Genomic DNA, 15786 nt, shown 5'->3' with positions numbered 1-15786 from the left:
GGTTTTTTTTGACGGAAATAACTACTCCCATAGATCATAACTAAAGGCGTATTTTTATGATAACGTTCATTTTAAAAACCAATGTATTTCTCAAGGTAAGTTTATACTTAATATTATTATCTTACACTATGTATTCTCATGCTAATTATGCACCTAAAATTATCAGCCCAGCGGACGGATATAAAATTAAGTTATCCTCTAATTCTAAGTTAGATTATGTAAAAGATGATGATCCTCAAAAGCAACTCCCATTAATCAATAAAATAACGAAAGAAAAAATCTATAGCACGTTAATGATGACGGATTATTCGATAGAGCCGTCTGGCTTAGACATGAATGTCGATATTGAAAAACTGAAAACAATTTCAATCAGTAGCCATTTACAGGGTACTAACGCATCTGCGGGCGATTATCGAGGATCCGCATGGTTAATTAAGATATTTATATAAATATCTTTATATGTTTGAAATTTATGGGAATACCTTCGATTTTTGCGGTGATTATTACTACGCATGTTAAGAGATAGGAATTTTATGATAACTTTAATGATGAAAAAAACTTTTTTTTTAAACCTCATACTACTGGTCACATATTTATTAGCAGCCGAACGCTCTTATGCCGATTATGCAGCTCAAATTGTCAATCCAAATGACGGATATAAAATCAAGTTATCATCTAATTCTACTATAGCTCAAGCCTCTGTAACGGGTTCTGATGGAAAGCCCTACTACAAAGTAGGTAACAGTATTGTAATAGGTAACAGCTCCGCTTCTTCTTCGGGAAATGTTAAATGTGTTGGCAAAGTATGGGGAAGTTCAGGATATCTTAACTTTTCTAGCTCAAGTGCATTTCACCGCCTTTTTGTGTACGCACCTTCAACGGGGGTTACAATTAATGGTCTTTCAACTTATCGGATCAATAGCAATGTAGTGATGACAGTTGAAAGTAAAATGGACAATTGGGTTAATATAAATGCAGCTGGATGCTCGGATGTTCAGTCTACTAACGATATAGGTGCAGTTAGTGGCTTTAATGTTCATTTTCCGATGACATTTACATTTTATATTAACGAAAAAATTATCGACGGACAAATTATGATACCAGCGATGGAGTTAGCGGGGTATGTCCGTACATTTATGAAACCATCAGTACTTCCGAGTTTTCAATCATGGCTATTTAATGAAGCGACTGCACCAGTTCATTTGGAAACTTCTCAGCTAAATGTGGGCTCCTCTTGCTCATCATCAACTACTACAGGACAAGTGGGAACAGTTAATCTTTTTCACGGGCAATTAAATAACTTAAATTACGATAGCAAGATTACCGAAAAAGTTAATTATACCTGTAAGTTTTCAACATTAACTAAAGTTCGGTTGCGGTTAGATTATGTAAAGGATAATGATCCTCAAAAGCGACTTCCATTAATCAATAAAATAACGAAAGAAAAAATCTATAGCACGCTAATGATGACGGATGACTCGACAGGGCAGTCAGGCTTAGACATGAATGTCGATATTGAAAAGTTGAAAACAATTTCAATCAGTAGCCATTTACAGGGTATCAATGCACCCGCAGGTAATTATCAAGGTTCAGCTTGGTTAATTGCGACATTTATTTAAGTCAATATGCAGATTTTGAAACTGTCGGGGCTTTCTTCGAAATTTATATTTTTTGTCGTGTGCCTTTCACTACCCTTCATTGCTGATATCACCGCAGACGACTTTACTATTTATCAATCTTAAAAGGCGATTAATATGACCCTAAAAGTGGCAGTGATTATTGCCGGCGGCAGTGGATTAGGTGCAGCCGCTGCAATCCAATTAGCGAATGATGGATATAAAGTGGCTATTTTATCTTCCTCCGGCAAAGGTGAAAAATTAGCAAAAGAGCTAGGAGGAATAGGCCTGACAGGATCTAATCAATCCAATGATGATATCGCGCAACTAGTTGATAAGGTTCTTCAGCAGTGGGGAAGAGTCGATGTGTTAGTGAACAGCGGTGCACATGGTCCTCGAGGACATATTCTCGAATTAACGGATGAGCAGTGGCATACCGGAATGGATGTTTATTTAATGAATGTGATCCGCCCAGTGCGGATTATTGCACCTATTATGGAAAAACAAAAATCGGGCTCGATTATCAATTTTTCATCCATTGCGGCTATTGAACCAACACCGGGTTTCCCTGCCTCTGCGGTATTTAGAGCGGGGCTCTCTGCGTATACCAAGATATTTGCTCAAACCTATGCATCGTCAAATGTGCGTATGAATAATATTTTATGTGGTTGGATTGATTCATTACCCGTTTCAGATGAGAGACTGAATGAAATTCCAATGCAGCGTTATGGTAAAACTCAGGAAATCACCTCTACCATTGCATTTTTAGCCTCCGATAATGCCGCTTATATGACGGGACAAAATTTACGCATTGATGGTGGGCTGTCACGATCTATTTAGAGAAAACGTGAACACTATTTTAATTAAGAACATGGACTGAATTGATGTTATTACGGGAGGAGTATTATGCTCAATAAATCATCTTATTGTGTAAGTTTTTACGCCAGTGTTTTATTACTTACTAGCGTTCATTCACAAGCCTCATATTATGCTCAAATTACGAATCCTAATGACGGTTTCCTCTTTTCGCCTGATACAGAACACCCTTTTAACTATGATCCGGTTATAGGGTCGGATGGAAATGCCTACTATGGTATGGGATGGTATATTGAAGTATCTACCCACTTAGCATGGGATGTGCCAGGAAAAGGAGATGTAAAATGTGTGGGGCGAACATATGAAGGTAACGGATGGTATGATTTTTATCCAGTTGATTCTTGGCAGCGTTTTTTTATTGTTGCGCCACCTGCGAATGTGCACCTGCAAGGTGTCGGTCCACTGTATAGAATTGCGGATGGTATCTTTGCCAATATTGATATAGGTCGAAGTGACAGCTGGTCAGTAGCGTATGAGTCGACTTGTGCAAATCTGACGAATCAGAATTCAACCCAGAGTATACACGACTTTGATAATTGGCCTGACGTTCGTATTCAACTTTTTATCGATAGAAAAATCATTGACGGCATTGTCGATATTCCTCAAACCGATTTACTTGGATATGTACTGGCTTTTGATCGTAGTGGCCCACCACCGGCAGATTTTATACCCATAACTCAAGCTTCCATGCCGTTTCGATTTAGGCAGACACGGCTATATATGGATAGCTATTGTGAAACAACCGTTAATTCTGGAACTCCAGGTACATTGGAGCTTCGCCACGGGAGTTTAAACTCCATGGAGTATGATAGCCAAGTATCGGGTCAAATCACGTACAATTGTCATTTTAGTCGTAAAACGCTGGTCAATTTAAAATTGCAGTATGCGACGGATGATGCTCAAAAACGGCTTCCTCTACTCAATAGTTCGACTCAAGACAAAATATACAGTGAGTTAACGATGGAGGATGAATCGACGGGCATGTCCGGAACCAATTTTGATGTGAATATTGAAACGTTAAAGACAATCACCGTTCGCAGCCATCTTAAAGGCAAAAATGCCACTGCTGGTAACTATCACGGCTCAGCGATATTAATTGCCACTATGAAATAATCAATATAAACCATGTTTTTTTGATTTTATTCTATATTCAAAGTAAGCATGGTTTTGTGTTTATGCTGTTTAAATATTTTTCATCTCGATAATCTAGGGGCAATAATGAAATTGAATGTCCTGGTCTATCTTTCGTTGTTTTTTGCCAGCAATATGATGGCGAATGACGTGTGCATGCCAGAAGATATCTGCTTATTGATCGAAAATGATGGCGAAGAGTTTGCGATTGCTTGTGATAAAATCATCGATTATCAATTGATTACATTTATTAGACCAAGTGATGAAATTGAAATCACCCTTGACCCTCAGTTAAATTTGTCTGAAATAGTAAAAAATAAAGACGATGAGGAGTTTTTTTTACAGCCTTATATTTTTGGTCGACAACTTAATAAGATTGGTTTGAGAAACATCAATTTGAATAAATTAACGCTTTCATTATATAGAGATGAGCAGGTATTTTCATCGAAGTATTTGATTAACTGCATTGATGAGTTGAAGAAAGTATATTAAAAGCTATCTAGAAAATACAATATCCCTATATATAGAAAGAGGATAGGGATATTTCAATTCACTTATTGACGAACATAATGTCCGCCAATGGAATGCACCGTGATATTCTGACCTTGAACAGAGTAAATAACACGATGTTCTTGAGTTAATCTAATAGAAAAGGTATTTCCTCGTAGTCTTTCTGGATTGGTATCACCTACGTGCTCAGCGGCTGTTCTAGGATTATATCCATAGTTTGCGATAAGACGACGCCACTCGTTGTATTTTCTCATTGCAGAAGGTGGAACGGGTATATGCCCATTCCTATTATATCTTGCTCTCTGTTCACTATCATCAAAGTTATAGTATGACATTATCACTCTCCTTTCTTTAATATCAAAAATACCAAAGATCTTCAAAATTTGGCTTGAGAACTGCATTTGACTTAAGTTATATTTTTTTAATTATAAACTAATTAAATGGGAAAAGTATTTTTATTTTCTCAAAAACTCCTTTGATGTTATCGTTCTTACCAGAGGTTTAAATAACTTTTAAAATAACCCATCAGGAGGGTATTTAATTATTTGGTAGTACAATTTTTCATCATAAAATATACATTGTTTTTTTTAAATTTAATATAGAGATCATTTTAAAGCATAGAATCTTTTATAGGTTAATTTATCACTAGATAGCTAATTACCTTATAGGATCAATAGGATACTAATAAGTACGTAAATTTGTTGAATTTCTTAATAAATTTAATATAGTGTTATTTCTTTTGATTAGACATTGATAATGAGATGAGCATCGAAAAAAGACGGTTACTGTTTTTAGTAAATGATACTTTAGAGTTTGATCCCGAAAAAAAATACTAAAACGGGTGGATGATAATTCATTTTCTGAAATTAAGCTAAATACACCAACTAGCGAATGTTTATACTTAATTCTTTCCAGAGGTAACCAAATTATCCCACAGGATGAATTTTTCAAGACGGTTTGGGAATCAAATGGCGAATATGTCAGTTTGAATACGCTTTATCAAAATATTTCAATTTTGAGGAAAGGCTTGAAAGAACTGGGAATTGTTGACGAAATCATCACAACGGTTGCTAAAAAGGGATTTAAACTACATTCCGATGTTCGAGTTTCTATTCGAGAAAAAAAATCTGAAACTTCATCTGAAACCAGTCATAACAATAAAAATGAAAGGCAATATCGAATTTCAAGTGGAACATTGGGCCTGATAGCTCTTTCTCTTGTTTTAATTGGTCTAGTCATCATGATCTTTTATCAATCAATACGGTACTTTGCATATAGCCCGAAAGAGGTTGATTATGGCTATACAGAGACCGCTATGGTGGATGGTTGTCATATTTATACTTTTAATGTTAACCGTAAGAAGAAAGAGTTGGATATAAACGTTATAAAGCGACTCATTGAAGAATACCCAATTAACTGTTCAATAAATGGTCACTTATATGTCAATTGGCAAGAGTACAGTAATTACTATTCAGTGATCACCTGCAATAAACCAGTGACACCTGATAGTATTGTTGATTGCAACACTATTTTTTATGAAGGCTAATATGAACAAAAAGATGATATCAGTAGTATTGATTTCTTTTGTGATAATTTCTATTTTTATATTAGGCTTTTTTGTTATTAAAAATATTCAATATAGCGATGATGTTATTTATTGTAATGGTGGTTTTGATATGAAGCTAAAAGAGGGATCATCGAAAGGCCATATTTTAATTGAGATTCGTAGTGATAAAACAGGGTTTGTTGTTTATCGAGGAATTTATAAGAACAAAGATACGGAAGTTAATTTTAATCGAAAGATCTTTTTTTCTTATACCAACATTGCAGAATCATATGTTTTTAAATCAGAGGGCATTGTCGATTTCGGTGATACGTTAATGGGAAATATTAATGATGAACATTATAATTTGCTACCTGCAATTTATAAGAAGGAGGGTGAAATTTACCCTGTAGATTTTAGAAAAATGAGTGAAAATGCCTATTTTTTGTATGACTCAATGACATTAACTTACTGCTCGATTTAAGCTATTTATTTTAAATTTTTTAAAATAAAGGTATAAGTTTTGGTTAAACCCCATCATTATTAGTATTGTTTTTTGATACTGAAATTAATACTAGTAATTATACAACCTGTATTTTTGGTCATTTATTCCAAATAATAATATTTATTGGATTAAAAACATTAAACCATCATGATTTTTAGTCAAAAAACCTGATGTGATTTGTTGAGGATAAATTATTAGCCCAAACCTGTTTTATGGGTAGAATTCACTCGCTCAGTAAGTATCTTCTGAGGCATGTAAAGACAAACATGCACGATATACTAAGTTGAAATTTAATTTGAACATAAAGGGTGAAATAGATGAGTAACGATAACTATAAAAGTAAGGTTTTATTAGTCATGGGCGATGAGATAAAAAAAGTTAGAAAAAAGAAAAAACTAACAGGAACTCAATTGGCATCATTAATTGATGTTTCTCAACAGCAAATATCTCGCTATGAGAGAGGTTGTGATAATATGAAAGTGAACACACTTCTAAATATATTATCAACGCTAGATATTTCACCCAATGACTATATGAAAAATGTATTTGAAGACACAAGATTATCCGACATGTAATGTTATCATGAGTTGTTAACTTATGGACTATTTATTGATTTTTAGCCATGTTTTAATGGATGAAATTTTTATACTAGATAATTTGTTTTATTTCTTTGGTATTTTTCTGGTTTTCTTTATTTTGAAACTTTGGCTATTCTAACTATATTTTAAATATATGTATTATTAATGTAATATATCTATTTTTTAGGCCTATATTACCAAGAGAGTCATAAAATATGAACTGTCTATAAACCCCTTTATTGTTTAATAAAGGGGTTGGTTGATATTTAATCAGTGGCGAGTAATTATTTTAATGGAATAGATACCGAGCTTTGTTTAAATCCAAAGCGACTGAGTGGGGTGATTTTTAGAGATGTAGGCTTTGATTTTATTGCAATGCGTTTCTCTTCACCAGCTATGAGAAAGTAATTTTCGATGGTTACTGTCTCATTATTTGGAAGTAATTCTAGCTGAGGTGATAAACGAACCACATGTTTACTGGTATTTTTTAAAACTAAATGACTACCATCAACATGTGCGGAAAGACCTTTCCAAGGTGTGGCATCAACAGCGACGGCTGCTGGTTGAACGATCATAGCAATGCTTTGCCTTACGGGCATTCTGGCACTATTTTCCGTAGATTGCCCAACTCCTTCAAATGATGCTTTTAACATCACTTCTTGGGTTAGTGGCTCTCCTTTTTTCAAGACAAAATTAATCTGTTGACTTTGCCCTCCATCAATCCGTGTGATTGGCGGAGATATTAATATTTGCTTACTGTACTGGTTTTTATCAAGGTCAGTGACTTTAGTGGCTAATAATAAAGGCTCATTGCCAATATTTTTAATTGTAAAAGTAGAGCGACCTTCAGCCTCATTGAGAATTACTGTCATGGTTTCCAACTGAAAAGACGCGTAGGCAGGCACTAGGTAACCTATCCAAAGAGCAGAAATAGCTACGTAGTTTTTTATATTGAACCAACGGGATACGTTGAGAAATTTGATGCTGTTGTTAATCATAATGTTTCATATATCCATAAGTTTAAAAATAGATGAACTCACTGAGTTCTCGTGATTACTGACTATCTTGGGTGGGTATCTCTTGATTTGTTGAGGATGCTTCTGTACATAAAGCATCCCGTTCTTCATACAAAACATCCGGTAGAAAAGCCTCGGGTGTTTGATAGCTGAGTTGACATTCAGGAAGGTTTATACGACGTATGGTGAGTGGTTTGCCTATATCATCATTCACTAACATGACGTTGCCATCGCCAATTAATGTCCCGATCAATGAGCCATCTGTGCGATGAACTGAGGCGCCTACAGGTAATGTAGCGCCATTTTTATCTCGCACGGTTAGCAGTAACTGCTTGACGATGCTCGCTTGAAAACGCTGAGTTTTAACGCTTCCCCTAGCTAACTTGAATTCTGCACTGGTGCTATTTAAACGTAAGTTTAGAGGAAGTTTTTGGGTATTAATAATCGCTTCTTGAAGCTGATAGGGTTGAACGGAAGTCAGTAATGCATCGCCAGCAAAGTCAGTGATACCATCACCCCCCGTACCGGAGACGTGAACACCAGGTTGCCCTGGGATCCTGACAATGGCTAACGTATCGCCAGCTTGATTAGGAGAGGTAACCCAAATATTATTGGCGATCCCCATCGTTCCTGAAGATGACAACATCATTGATTTATTACCATTACCGCTATGTGATAGCCCCGCGGTTAAATGGCTGTAAGGTGTATTTCCACTAAGACTTCCACTAATATCGTGAATACCATTACTATCACGAGCTATATCAAGGGAGCTATATAACTGGGAACCTAAATTACCTTGCCAACTACTTCCTATCGTTGGAGAGAGATTTCGCTGTTGCTGTAATCGACTATTACTGCTGCCTCCCCATAAAGGAAATGAAATTCCAGCATAAATCGTTTTATTACCATTATCAGACCACTGCATATTCAAACTGAGAGTTGTTGAACCAAAACGTCGACCAAAAGCTAACGTTTGAGCGTGATCACGGGGAGTGTTGCCATGATATTGATTTATAGATTGGCTATAAGAAATTGCACCGAGAGCCATAGTACTCCATGAAATGGAAATACTGTGACTTTGTTGCACTTGATTTCGATTGTTATCTAATGAGGTCTCCATAACCGCATCATCAATGGTTTGATGGTTTTTTGAACGATAATGAGTGGCTAGCGCTAAAGATAGATTATTGGTTAAGGATAGCTGTCCTTGAAGATTGGCTTGAATACCATTTTGCTTACCTTTGGCATAGTTAATATCGCCTGAAAGCCAATGCCCTGAACTTGAGTTCGTTTCTCCTCGAAGCCCAAAATTTTGGTAGTTTCTACTCAATAATCCACCAAAAGTAATACGTTTTCCTTGTATTGGACTTAAGGCAATTTCGCCCAACATGAGAATAGGCAGCTCGTTTATGCCTGTTGACATATAAGGGCGATAACGTCCTGCACCGATTTGGTATGTTGTTGCTTCACTACTGTTCCCCCCTATAGAGGGCGTAACGATGATTTTTTGTTGCTGACCATCACTTTCTGTAATAATGATTTCCGCTTCTACCCCCCCAATGGCTTGCCCTAGATTGGTTAGCGAGAAAGGTCCGGCAGGAAGTAGGGTGCGATAAACCACATTACCATATTGTTTTACCTCAACAGTTGCTTGGCTTTGAACCATCCCCTGAACTGGAATAGCCAGTCTAGCGGTATCACGCATACCTGCATTACTATAAATTTGAGCTCCAGTTAGCGGGACTCCACCATTGATAGAGCCTAAAGCACCAAATTCACCAATTTGTACTGATGAAGATAGTGAGGCAAGGTCTCGTGTACCAGAGGTTTCTTGTATTGTTAAGCGTGATCTGGATTCATCCTTTGAATAATAACTTCGATTGCGTATTACCCAATTTTTGATATTAATTGCAGGTTCTAAAGTCGCTTGTAGGGTATTTTGTTGTCCATAATGCCCACGAACTTGATTGTGAAATACGTCATAGTTGAGTAATGCTGCATACCCTTCAGAGATATTTCCCTGACGCTTTTCGGTGTCAAATGCTTGTTCTGGCAATGTGAGGTAAACACTAAATGTTCCGGGACTTAGCGTTTCTATCGCTTCAGGCCATAGCTGCGTCATTTGGGTGCATTCAGATAATGGGATATCGGTTTTTAAATTAAGTGTATTTAAAAGTTGCTCATCAACACACAGTTCACCATTAGCACCAAAACGAGCATCTGTGTGATAGCTATCTGCAGCATTAATTTCGATATTGATAGGGTAGAGACCCGGTATAAATCGTGATTCATTAAAAAAATTAGCAATATCAGCGCTATAGCCTAAGTTCTCGAGTGTTTTGATGTCAAACCCATCCGCTGCTATTAAGGGATAATTAAAAAATAGTGTGCCAATAAGCCAGATAGCATATTTCTGAGGAACTCTACGAGCATTGATTTTAACAAAGAGGAGAAGTCTCCTTCTCCCCTTTATGCGAGTTAGATTCATTACTTTAGCAACCTAAAACCTGACCCCAATAAGACATGTTCTTCAAGATAAAACCATTCATAGGTTGTTCGGTACCTATTGATTGCAACATGAGCAACTGCATTGCTTTGTTATTTAATAACAATGTATTGCTCCTTGATGGTTTTCTTGTGGATCAGTTTTTATTTTGTAGTTGAGTAATGCTTATAGACCAAATGCAAAGTTTAAGGTCATGGAACCATCAAGCTTCGCTGTATCAGTCACAGGACCGCCCATTTGAGCAGAAGAAGCCAATACCGGCTCAACACTCAATAATGTAGAGAATTTCAAGCCACTCTTTTGTTGATTATTTGCTGCAGCCCAGCCCATTTTGTTACCTTTCGCAAGATATGCGGTAGATAATGCTGAGAAACTAGAACTTGAGGTTGTGCTGTAGACGCTAGAGTTTTCTCCATCGACAGCTCCAGTTTTCATAGCAACACGGTAGTAACCAATTTTCCCTGTATTATTTACGTTACCTAAACCAAAATATTCAGCCCCAGTGGCACTTGCAGTACCTTCACGGTTATCTGTTACGCTAAAGCTTAAAAAGGTCTCAGCGTCACAATCAACAGTCCATAATTGAAGTTTGCTTGAAAGTGATGTAGATACGGTAGGTTTGATTAATGAAGGAGATAGCTTACCTAAATCATAAACACCGTTATTACCAGCAACAACTTTACATGCGGGTACCATTAATTCTCCTTGAACTTTTAATTCAGGAGCAGTGATCGCTGCCAATGTTGTTGCACTCATCATTAATGCTGATAATGCGGTTACTGTCTTTAGTGATTTTTTCATTTTAAATATCCATATTGTTGAATTGTTAGTTTTTTTCACACTACTCCGAAATGGGTAGTATGAATTTCTACGAAAGTGATTGGGTTTTAAGCCCTCTTACATTCGAGAAATTTTTGTGCATTGACATTGGGTTTTATAAGCCAAACATAAAGTTCAATGTCGTTGCTCCGTTAAATACAATGGGCTCAGCGTTAGCCATCACACTTTCTGGCACGCTAATCTGTGGCAGAATAGTGATATCTACTGTAAAAGTACTTCCTGCCTGACGAGCGCCATCAACGGAGAGCCAGTCTGTGCGAGTACTAGGCTGTAGGATATTGCTGGATTTACTCTGTTGCCCAACTAATCCCATCATCTTGGTGTTTTGATCTACTCTAATATTGCCGACTCGCATCTGATATGAGCCGACGACATTGCCATAAGAGTCATTCAACATAAAATCTGTGGTGGAGATTCCATGCCGATTATCTAAAGGTGTCATGGATAGATAGGTTTCTGATTCACAAGAGATTTTCCATGTCTGAGTCATGCTGGGTAATGCGCGCATTGATGCAACTCGCTCTAGCTTACCCAGTTCGTAAACGCCTTGTTTTGTCGCTTCTATTTGACAGCCTGGCTTTGTCAGTTCACCAGTTACTTTTAATTCGGTTCCTGCATTTGCCATTTGCAGCGCATTGGTTGTCAGAATAATTAGCCCTCCTATACCTATGCGACAAAAGGTTTGTAGCTTTGTTGTCTTATCTTTTTTGTATAATTGCTTCTCCATTACATTTACTTCCTTTGATTGTCATACAGCCATAACTTTAATTATCACTCTGTGATTTATTGTTATTTTTACAGTGAATTGATCATTAATTGAATAATTTCACACTGAAGTAAATATTGCATAATTAATAAAAACATGAAATATAATGTTGTTTTTATTATTAAGTTTGAATGTTTATTCTGATTTTTGGTTGGTTGCTAACTTTTGAATGATATGATGTGTAATTGAATTTGTATTGATGAATGAAAAATTTGTAAAAAAAAGAAAAAATAGAACAATAAAAAGTAGAGAGTATTAAATTGAAATAATTAAACAACTAATAGGTGTTTTTATGTATAAAAAACACTTAATAAGACATAGATATTTAATAATGCCTATTTACGGTTTTTATAATATGAATAAAAAGGAATTCTTCTTTGATTCAAATAAGAAAGAGACGCGAAGGCAAGTCTTTAGACGTGCTAAGGCAAGCTGACTACGTTAGAGTGAATGTATAGCTCAAGTGCTCTATGAGGACGTGAAGATAGTCTAGCCACCATAATCTAAAGAATAATAGTAGCTGCAATATTGACTATGATTATGGGGGAATATGGTCGATGCATCATCATAAAATGCACGTCTTTAATAGATGAATCTTCTCTACTCACTCCTCAGTCTGCATATCCTATTTTGCATTGACTATCGTTCTCTATACATTACGAGTTCTAAACTATTTTTAATGCTCAATGGTTAGCTTCAAATTCATAAATACATGTAAATAATTTTCATTTTAATAGTGGCTAGGTTTTTTATATTTTAACCCTACAATTTTAAATCCTTATTTTTTATAAGTTATAAAATTATTAAATTTAATTTAAATAATATAATCAAAAACACGAAATAAAGGTGAAATAGTGGGTGTAATAATTACTTACATATTTATTTAACTCTTACTAGGATTATTCTTATATGCAGCTATAATGAATTCAGTTTTTTGTTTTTATTGAAAGTTGTTTTCAACTCGTAATTGGGGTTTGGGGTTATTGGTATTTTATGCTGTTTTATTATAAATTATTTGATATTCTAATATTGATTATCTTTTTTTGATTTGTTTTTATTTTTATCTTTGCGAATTAATTGTAATTTTGTGGTTATTGCTTTTCATTAATTAACGGTTTTATTTTTATATAATGGTCCTTATTGTAAATTATTGTGTCTATTTAACATGTATATCGTGTTATGCGCGCCTTATTTCATTTAAAGAAATATCTTCAATTATTTATTTTGGTATTTTTAGATTCTCATAAAGCATTGATTTTTATGTTTTATTATTTTACTCATATTTGATTATTTATTGATTTAAATGAATTAATATTTATGATTGATAGCCTGCGTATATCAAATAGCTCTTTTTCGATCGAAAAAAACAATTTTTAACTACAGTTTTAATTCTATAACTTAATAACAGCTGAAGCGTATTTTCCTATATCGATAATATAAAAAAATAATCAGCGAAATATGATCTGAGAGGTTTGAAATGCGAGATTATGAACCATTATCAAATAATATTGGCAGGATGTTAAAAGACTACCGTAGGCGCACAGGATTAACAGGAAGTGAATTGGCAAAGCGTATTAATGTAAGCCAACAGCAAATATCTCGATATGAAAATGGTGTGAATAATATATCATTTGACAAGCTTATCATACTATTTAATGCACTTGAGATGAGTAGTCGAGATATTGATGTTTTCTTCGAAAAAATGAAGTATCTGTTTGATTCTAGTGTATACAAACACTCAAAAATAGAGTGACAGACCCTTATTTTTTAAAATCATTCAAATTTAATTAAATTGTTTTAGGCAATTTAATTAAATTCGGTCGTTTTAATTATGGTGTCATGAAGTCTGTATTTGTTTTTTTCTATCAAGTTGTACTTAATAAATATACATAAGGAAATATTATGAAAGTTAAATCACTAGCACTTGTTGTTATTTCAGCTTTATCTTTAGGTTCAGTCGCTGCAATGGCTGCAACAACAACCGTAAACGGCGGCCAGGTACACTTTAAAGGTGAGCTAGTGAATGCAGCGTGTGCTGTTGATGCTGGTTCTGTAGAGCAAACTGTTCGTTTAGGTCAAGTTCGTACAGCTAAATTAGCTAAATTGGGCGATACCAGTGGTTCTGTTGGTTTCAACATCCAATTAAACGACTGTGATACAACAGTTGCTACTTCTGCAAAAGTTGCCTTTGCCGGTGTTGCTGCAAATGCAACTAACCCAACTGTTTTATCTATAGCTTCTTCAGCTTCAGGTGCAGCGACTAACGTTGGTATCCAAATTTTAGATGGTAAGAGCGCGCCTCTGGGTCTGGATGGTGCAACATTCAGTAACCCTATCACTCTGAATGACGGTGCAAACGTTCTGCCATTCCAAGCTCGTTACTTCGCACTTGGTGCAACAACTGCTGGTGTTGCTAACGCAGATGCAACCTTCGCTGTTCAATACGAGTAATCACTAAAAAGGATTAGGGATATCCCATTTGATAAGCCAAGGATGGCTTTTATTCACGAACCAAAAGGTGGAAGTTTATGAGAGAGCTGCTGACAGTTTCACTCCTTCTGTTTTCTCCATTTTTGCACGCTGGGAATAAATGGAAAGTTCAACTTCCTGGTGGTGGGATGCGCTTTCAAGGGGAATTAATTGCAGAAGGCTGCACTGTTGAAACTTCAGACCGTAATTTGGTAGTGAATATGGGACAAGTGCGCACCAATGCATTCAAGGCTCCAGGTCAAGATTCAGCACCGACTGCGTTTGATCTTCACCTCCGAGAGTGTAGCAATGCAGTTAGCGAGTATGTATCCATTACCTTCAACGGTGTGGCTAATGAAAGGAACCCAGATATTTTTTCCATCGGTGATGGGCCTAACACCGCGAAAGGTGTGGGAGTTGCCATTTTTGATTCAAAAAATACCTTAATTCCGGTGAATAGTGCTCCACGTAAAGTGGCGAATCTGCGTGATGGGGATATGACATTGCACTTTGTTGCTAAGTATCGCTCGACAAGTGAGAACATCATGGGCGGAAAAGCGAATGCTCAAGCACTATTCTCACTGACTTATGAATAAAAATATCGAAAAAGACAGTGACATATTTATTTCATTTTTTAGTAAAAAAAGGACAGATGTAAACATGAAAACCAGAAAAACATATAAGTTCATTACCGCCTTATTACTTTTACTCTGTTCGACCGTATCCACTCAGGTTTATGCAGGTGTTGCATTAGGTGCAACGCGAGTGATTTATCCTGCGGATCAAAAGCAGGTTCAACTTGCCGTGACCAATAATGATGAAAAGGGCGTTTTTCTGATCCAATCGTGGGTTGAAAATGCCAATGGTCAAAAAGATAGCCAATTTGCGATCACTCCGCCTCTTTTTACGATGAAAGGTGTTAAAGAAAATACATTGCGTATTATTGATGCGACCAATAACCAATTACCGAAAGATAGAGAAACGCTGTTTTGGCTGAATGTGAAAGCGATTCCTGCAATGGACAAAGCGAACATGAGCGAGAACACGTTGCAGTTAGCGATTATTAGCCGCATTAAATTGTATTACCGTCCTACAGGTCTCTCTATTGCGCCGGATAAAGTGGCTGAAGAATTACGCTTTAAGCGCCAAGGTAGCTCACTGATTGTGGTTAACCCAACGCCTTATTTTGCCACAGTCACAGATTTAAAAATCGGTGCAGCAAAATTGGATAACGTGCTTGTTCCTCCATTTGGTGATGCGTCAGTGAATGTTCCTTCCAATGGAAATGGTGCTATTAGCTACCAAACCATTAATGATTACGGCGCACTAACGCCGAAAATGACAGGAAAAATGCAGTAAAAACTTACGTTTTTATTTCTCGAAAATAATTAAACATCATTCCAAATTGGAAATTTGCTGAGCAACATTGT

At 36.1% G+C, this 15786-nt stretch carries 17 protein-coding genes; 12 read left to right on the top strand and 5 right to left on the bottom strand.

Annotated elements, in window-relative coordinates; genetic code table 11:
• Positions 1–56 precede the first annotated feature (56 nt).
• From HFU86_RS14590 to HFU86_RS14570, 5 genes are all read left to right on the top strand, one after another.
• Positions 57–449: a hypothetical protein gene (locus HFU86_RS14590; protein ID WP_187129550.1), complete on the top strand. Its 393-nt coding sequence runs from the start codon at positions 57–59 to the stop codon at positions 447–449.
• Between the two features lie 84 nt (positions 450–533).
• The gene (locus HFU86_RS14585) at positions 534–1619 is read left to right on the top strand and encodes an adhesin (protein WP_255425988.1); all 1086 of its coding nucleotides are present in this window, start codon (positions 534–536) and stop codon (positions 1617–1619) included.
• 135 nt (positions 1620–1754) lie between these two features.
• The gene (locus HFU86_RS14580; protein WP_187129549.1) at positions 1755–2456 is read left to right on the top strand and encodes an SDR family oxidoreductase; all 702 of its coding nucleotides are present in this window, start codon (positions 1755–1757) and stop codon (positions 2454–2456) included.
• A 66-nt stretch (positions 2457–2522) separates the two neighbouring features.
• Positions 2523–3605, top strand: coding sequence for an MrpH family fimbial adhesin (locus tag HFU86_RS14575; protein ID WP_187129548.1), 1083 nt, complete (start codon positions 2523–2525; stop codon positions 3603–3605).
• Between the two features lie 105 nt (positions 3606–3710).
• The gene (locus HFU86_RS14570) at positions 3711–4115 is read left to right on the top strand and encodes a hypothetical protein (protein ID WP_187129547.1); all 405 of its coding nucleotides are present in this window, start codon (positions 3711–3713) and stop codon (positions 4113–4115) included.
• 62 nt (positions 4116–4177) lie between these two features.
• Here the strand turns inward: HFU86_RS14570 and HFU86_RS14565 are convergent, their stop codons facing one another.
• Positions 4178–4468, bottom strand: a complete 291-nt coding sequence (locus HFU86_RS14565) for a type II toxin-antitoxin system YoeB family toxin (protein WP_187129546.1) — start codon at positions 4466–4468, stop codon at positions 4178–4180.
• A gap of 506 nt (positions 4469–4974) precedes the next feature.
• On the opposite strand from HFU86_RS14565, the gene HFU86_RS14560 reads away from it, so the two are divergent.
• The 3 genes from HFU86_RS14560 (at position 4975) to HFU86_RS14550 (ending at position 6756) form a co-directional block, all read left to right on the top strand.
• Entirely contained in the window at positions 4975–5679 is a 705-nt protein-coding gene (locus tag HFU86_RS14560) for a winged helix-turn-helix domain-containing protein (RefSeq protein WP_187129545.1), read from the top strand.
• Between the two features lies 1 nt (position 5680).
• Complete coding sequence (locus tag HFU86_RS14555) at positions 5681–6160, top strand: hypothetical protein (protein WP_187129544.1); 480 nt, start codon at positions 5681–5683, stop codon at positions 6158–6160.
• Positions 6161–6498: 338 nt separating this feature from the next.
• Positions 6499–6756 carry a helix-turn-helix domain-containing protein gene (locus HFU86_RS14550; protein WP_132496693.1) on the top strand — a complete coding sequence of 86 codons (258 nt, stop codon included), beginning with the start codon at positions 6499–6501 and terminating at the stop codon, positions 6754–6756.
• Positions 6757–7043: 287 nt separating this feature from the next.
• Here the strand turns inward: HFU86_RS14550 and HFU86_RS14545 are convergent, their stop codons facing one another.
• The 4 genes from HFU86_RS14545 to HFU86_RS14530 all read right to left on the bottom strand — a co-directional run bounded on the left by HFU86_RS14545 (position 7044) and on the right by HFU86_RS14530 (position 11848).
• Positions 7044–7757: a fimbria/pilus chaperone family protein gene (locus HFU86_RS14545; protein WP_187129543.1), complete on the bottom strand. Its 714-nt coding sequence runs from the start codon at positions 7755–7757 to the stop codon at positions 7044–7046.
• A 55-nt stretch (positions 7758–7812) separates the two neighbouring features.
• Positions 7813–10263: a fimbria/pilus outer membrane usher protein gene (locus HFU86_RS14540; RefSeq protein ID WP_187129542.1), complete on the bottom strand. Its 2451-nt coding sequence runs from the start codon at positions 10261–10263 to the stop codon at positions 7813–7815.
• Between the two features lie 183 nt (positions 10264–10446).
• The gene (locus tag HFU86_RS14535; RefSeq protein ID WP_187129541.1) at positions 10447–11082 is read right to left on the bottom strand and encodes a DUF1120 domain-containing protein; all 636 of its coding nucleotides are present in this window, start codon (positions 11080–11082) and stop codon (positions 10447–10449) included.
• Positions 11083–11215: 133 nt separating this feature from the next.
• Positions 11216–11848 (bottom strand): DUF1120 domain-containing protein, encoded by a 633-nt coding sequence (locus HFU86_RS14530; protein ID WP_187129540.1) that lies wholly within the window; start codon positions 11846–11848, stop codon positions 11216–11218.
• A 1516-nt stretch (positions 11849–13364) separates the two neighbouring features.
• On the opposite strand from HFU86_RS14530, the gene HFU86_RS14525 reads away from it, so the two are divergent.
• The 4 genes from HFU86_RS14525 to HFU86_RS14510 all read left to right on the top strand — a co-directional run bounded on the left by HFU86_RS14525 (position 13365) and on the right by HFU86_RS14510 (position 15715).
• On the top strand, positions 13365–13640 hold the full coding sequence (locus HFU86_RS14525; RefSeq protein WP_036952128.1) for a helix-turn-helix domain-containing protein: 276 nt from the start codon (positions 13365–13367) through the stop codon (positions 13638–13640).
• A 149-nt stretch (positions 13641–13789) separates the two neighbouring features.
• Positions 13790–14338, top strand: coding sequence for a type 1 fimbrial major subunit FimA (gene fimA, locus HFU86_RS14520; RefSeq protein WP_108478313.1), 549 nt, complete (start codon positions 13790–13792; stop codon positions 14336–14338).
• A gap of 77 nt (positions 14339–14415) precedes the next feature.
• Complete coding sequence (locus tag HFU86_RS14515) at positions 14416–14952, top strand: fimbrial protein (RefSeq protein WP_187129539.1); 537 nt, start codon at positions 14416–14418, stop codon at positions 14950–14952.
• A gap of 64 nt (positions 14953–15016) precedes the next feature.
• Positions 15017–15715, top strand: coding sequence for a fimbria/pilus periplasmic chaperone (locus tag HFU86_RS14510; RefSeq protein WP_036952256.1), 699 nt, complete (start codon positions 15017–15019; stop codon positions 15713–15715).
• The last annotated feature ends 71 nt before the right edge of the window (positions 15716–15786 follow it).

Source organism: Providencia sp. JUb39, from assembly GCF_012272845.1.
Taxonomy (GTDB): domain Bacteria; phylum Pseudomonadota; class Gammaproteobacteria; order Enterobacterales; family Enterobacteriaceae; genus Providencia; species Providencia lanzhouensis.
This window is presented reverse-complemented; position numbering and strand designations above follow the sequence as displayed.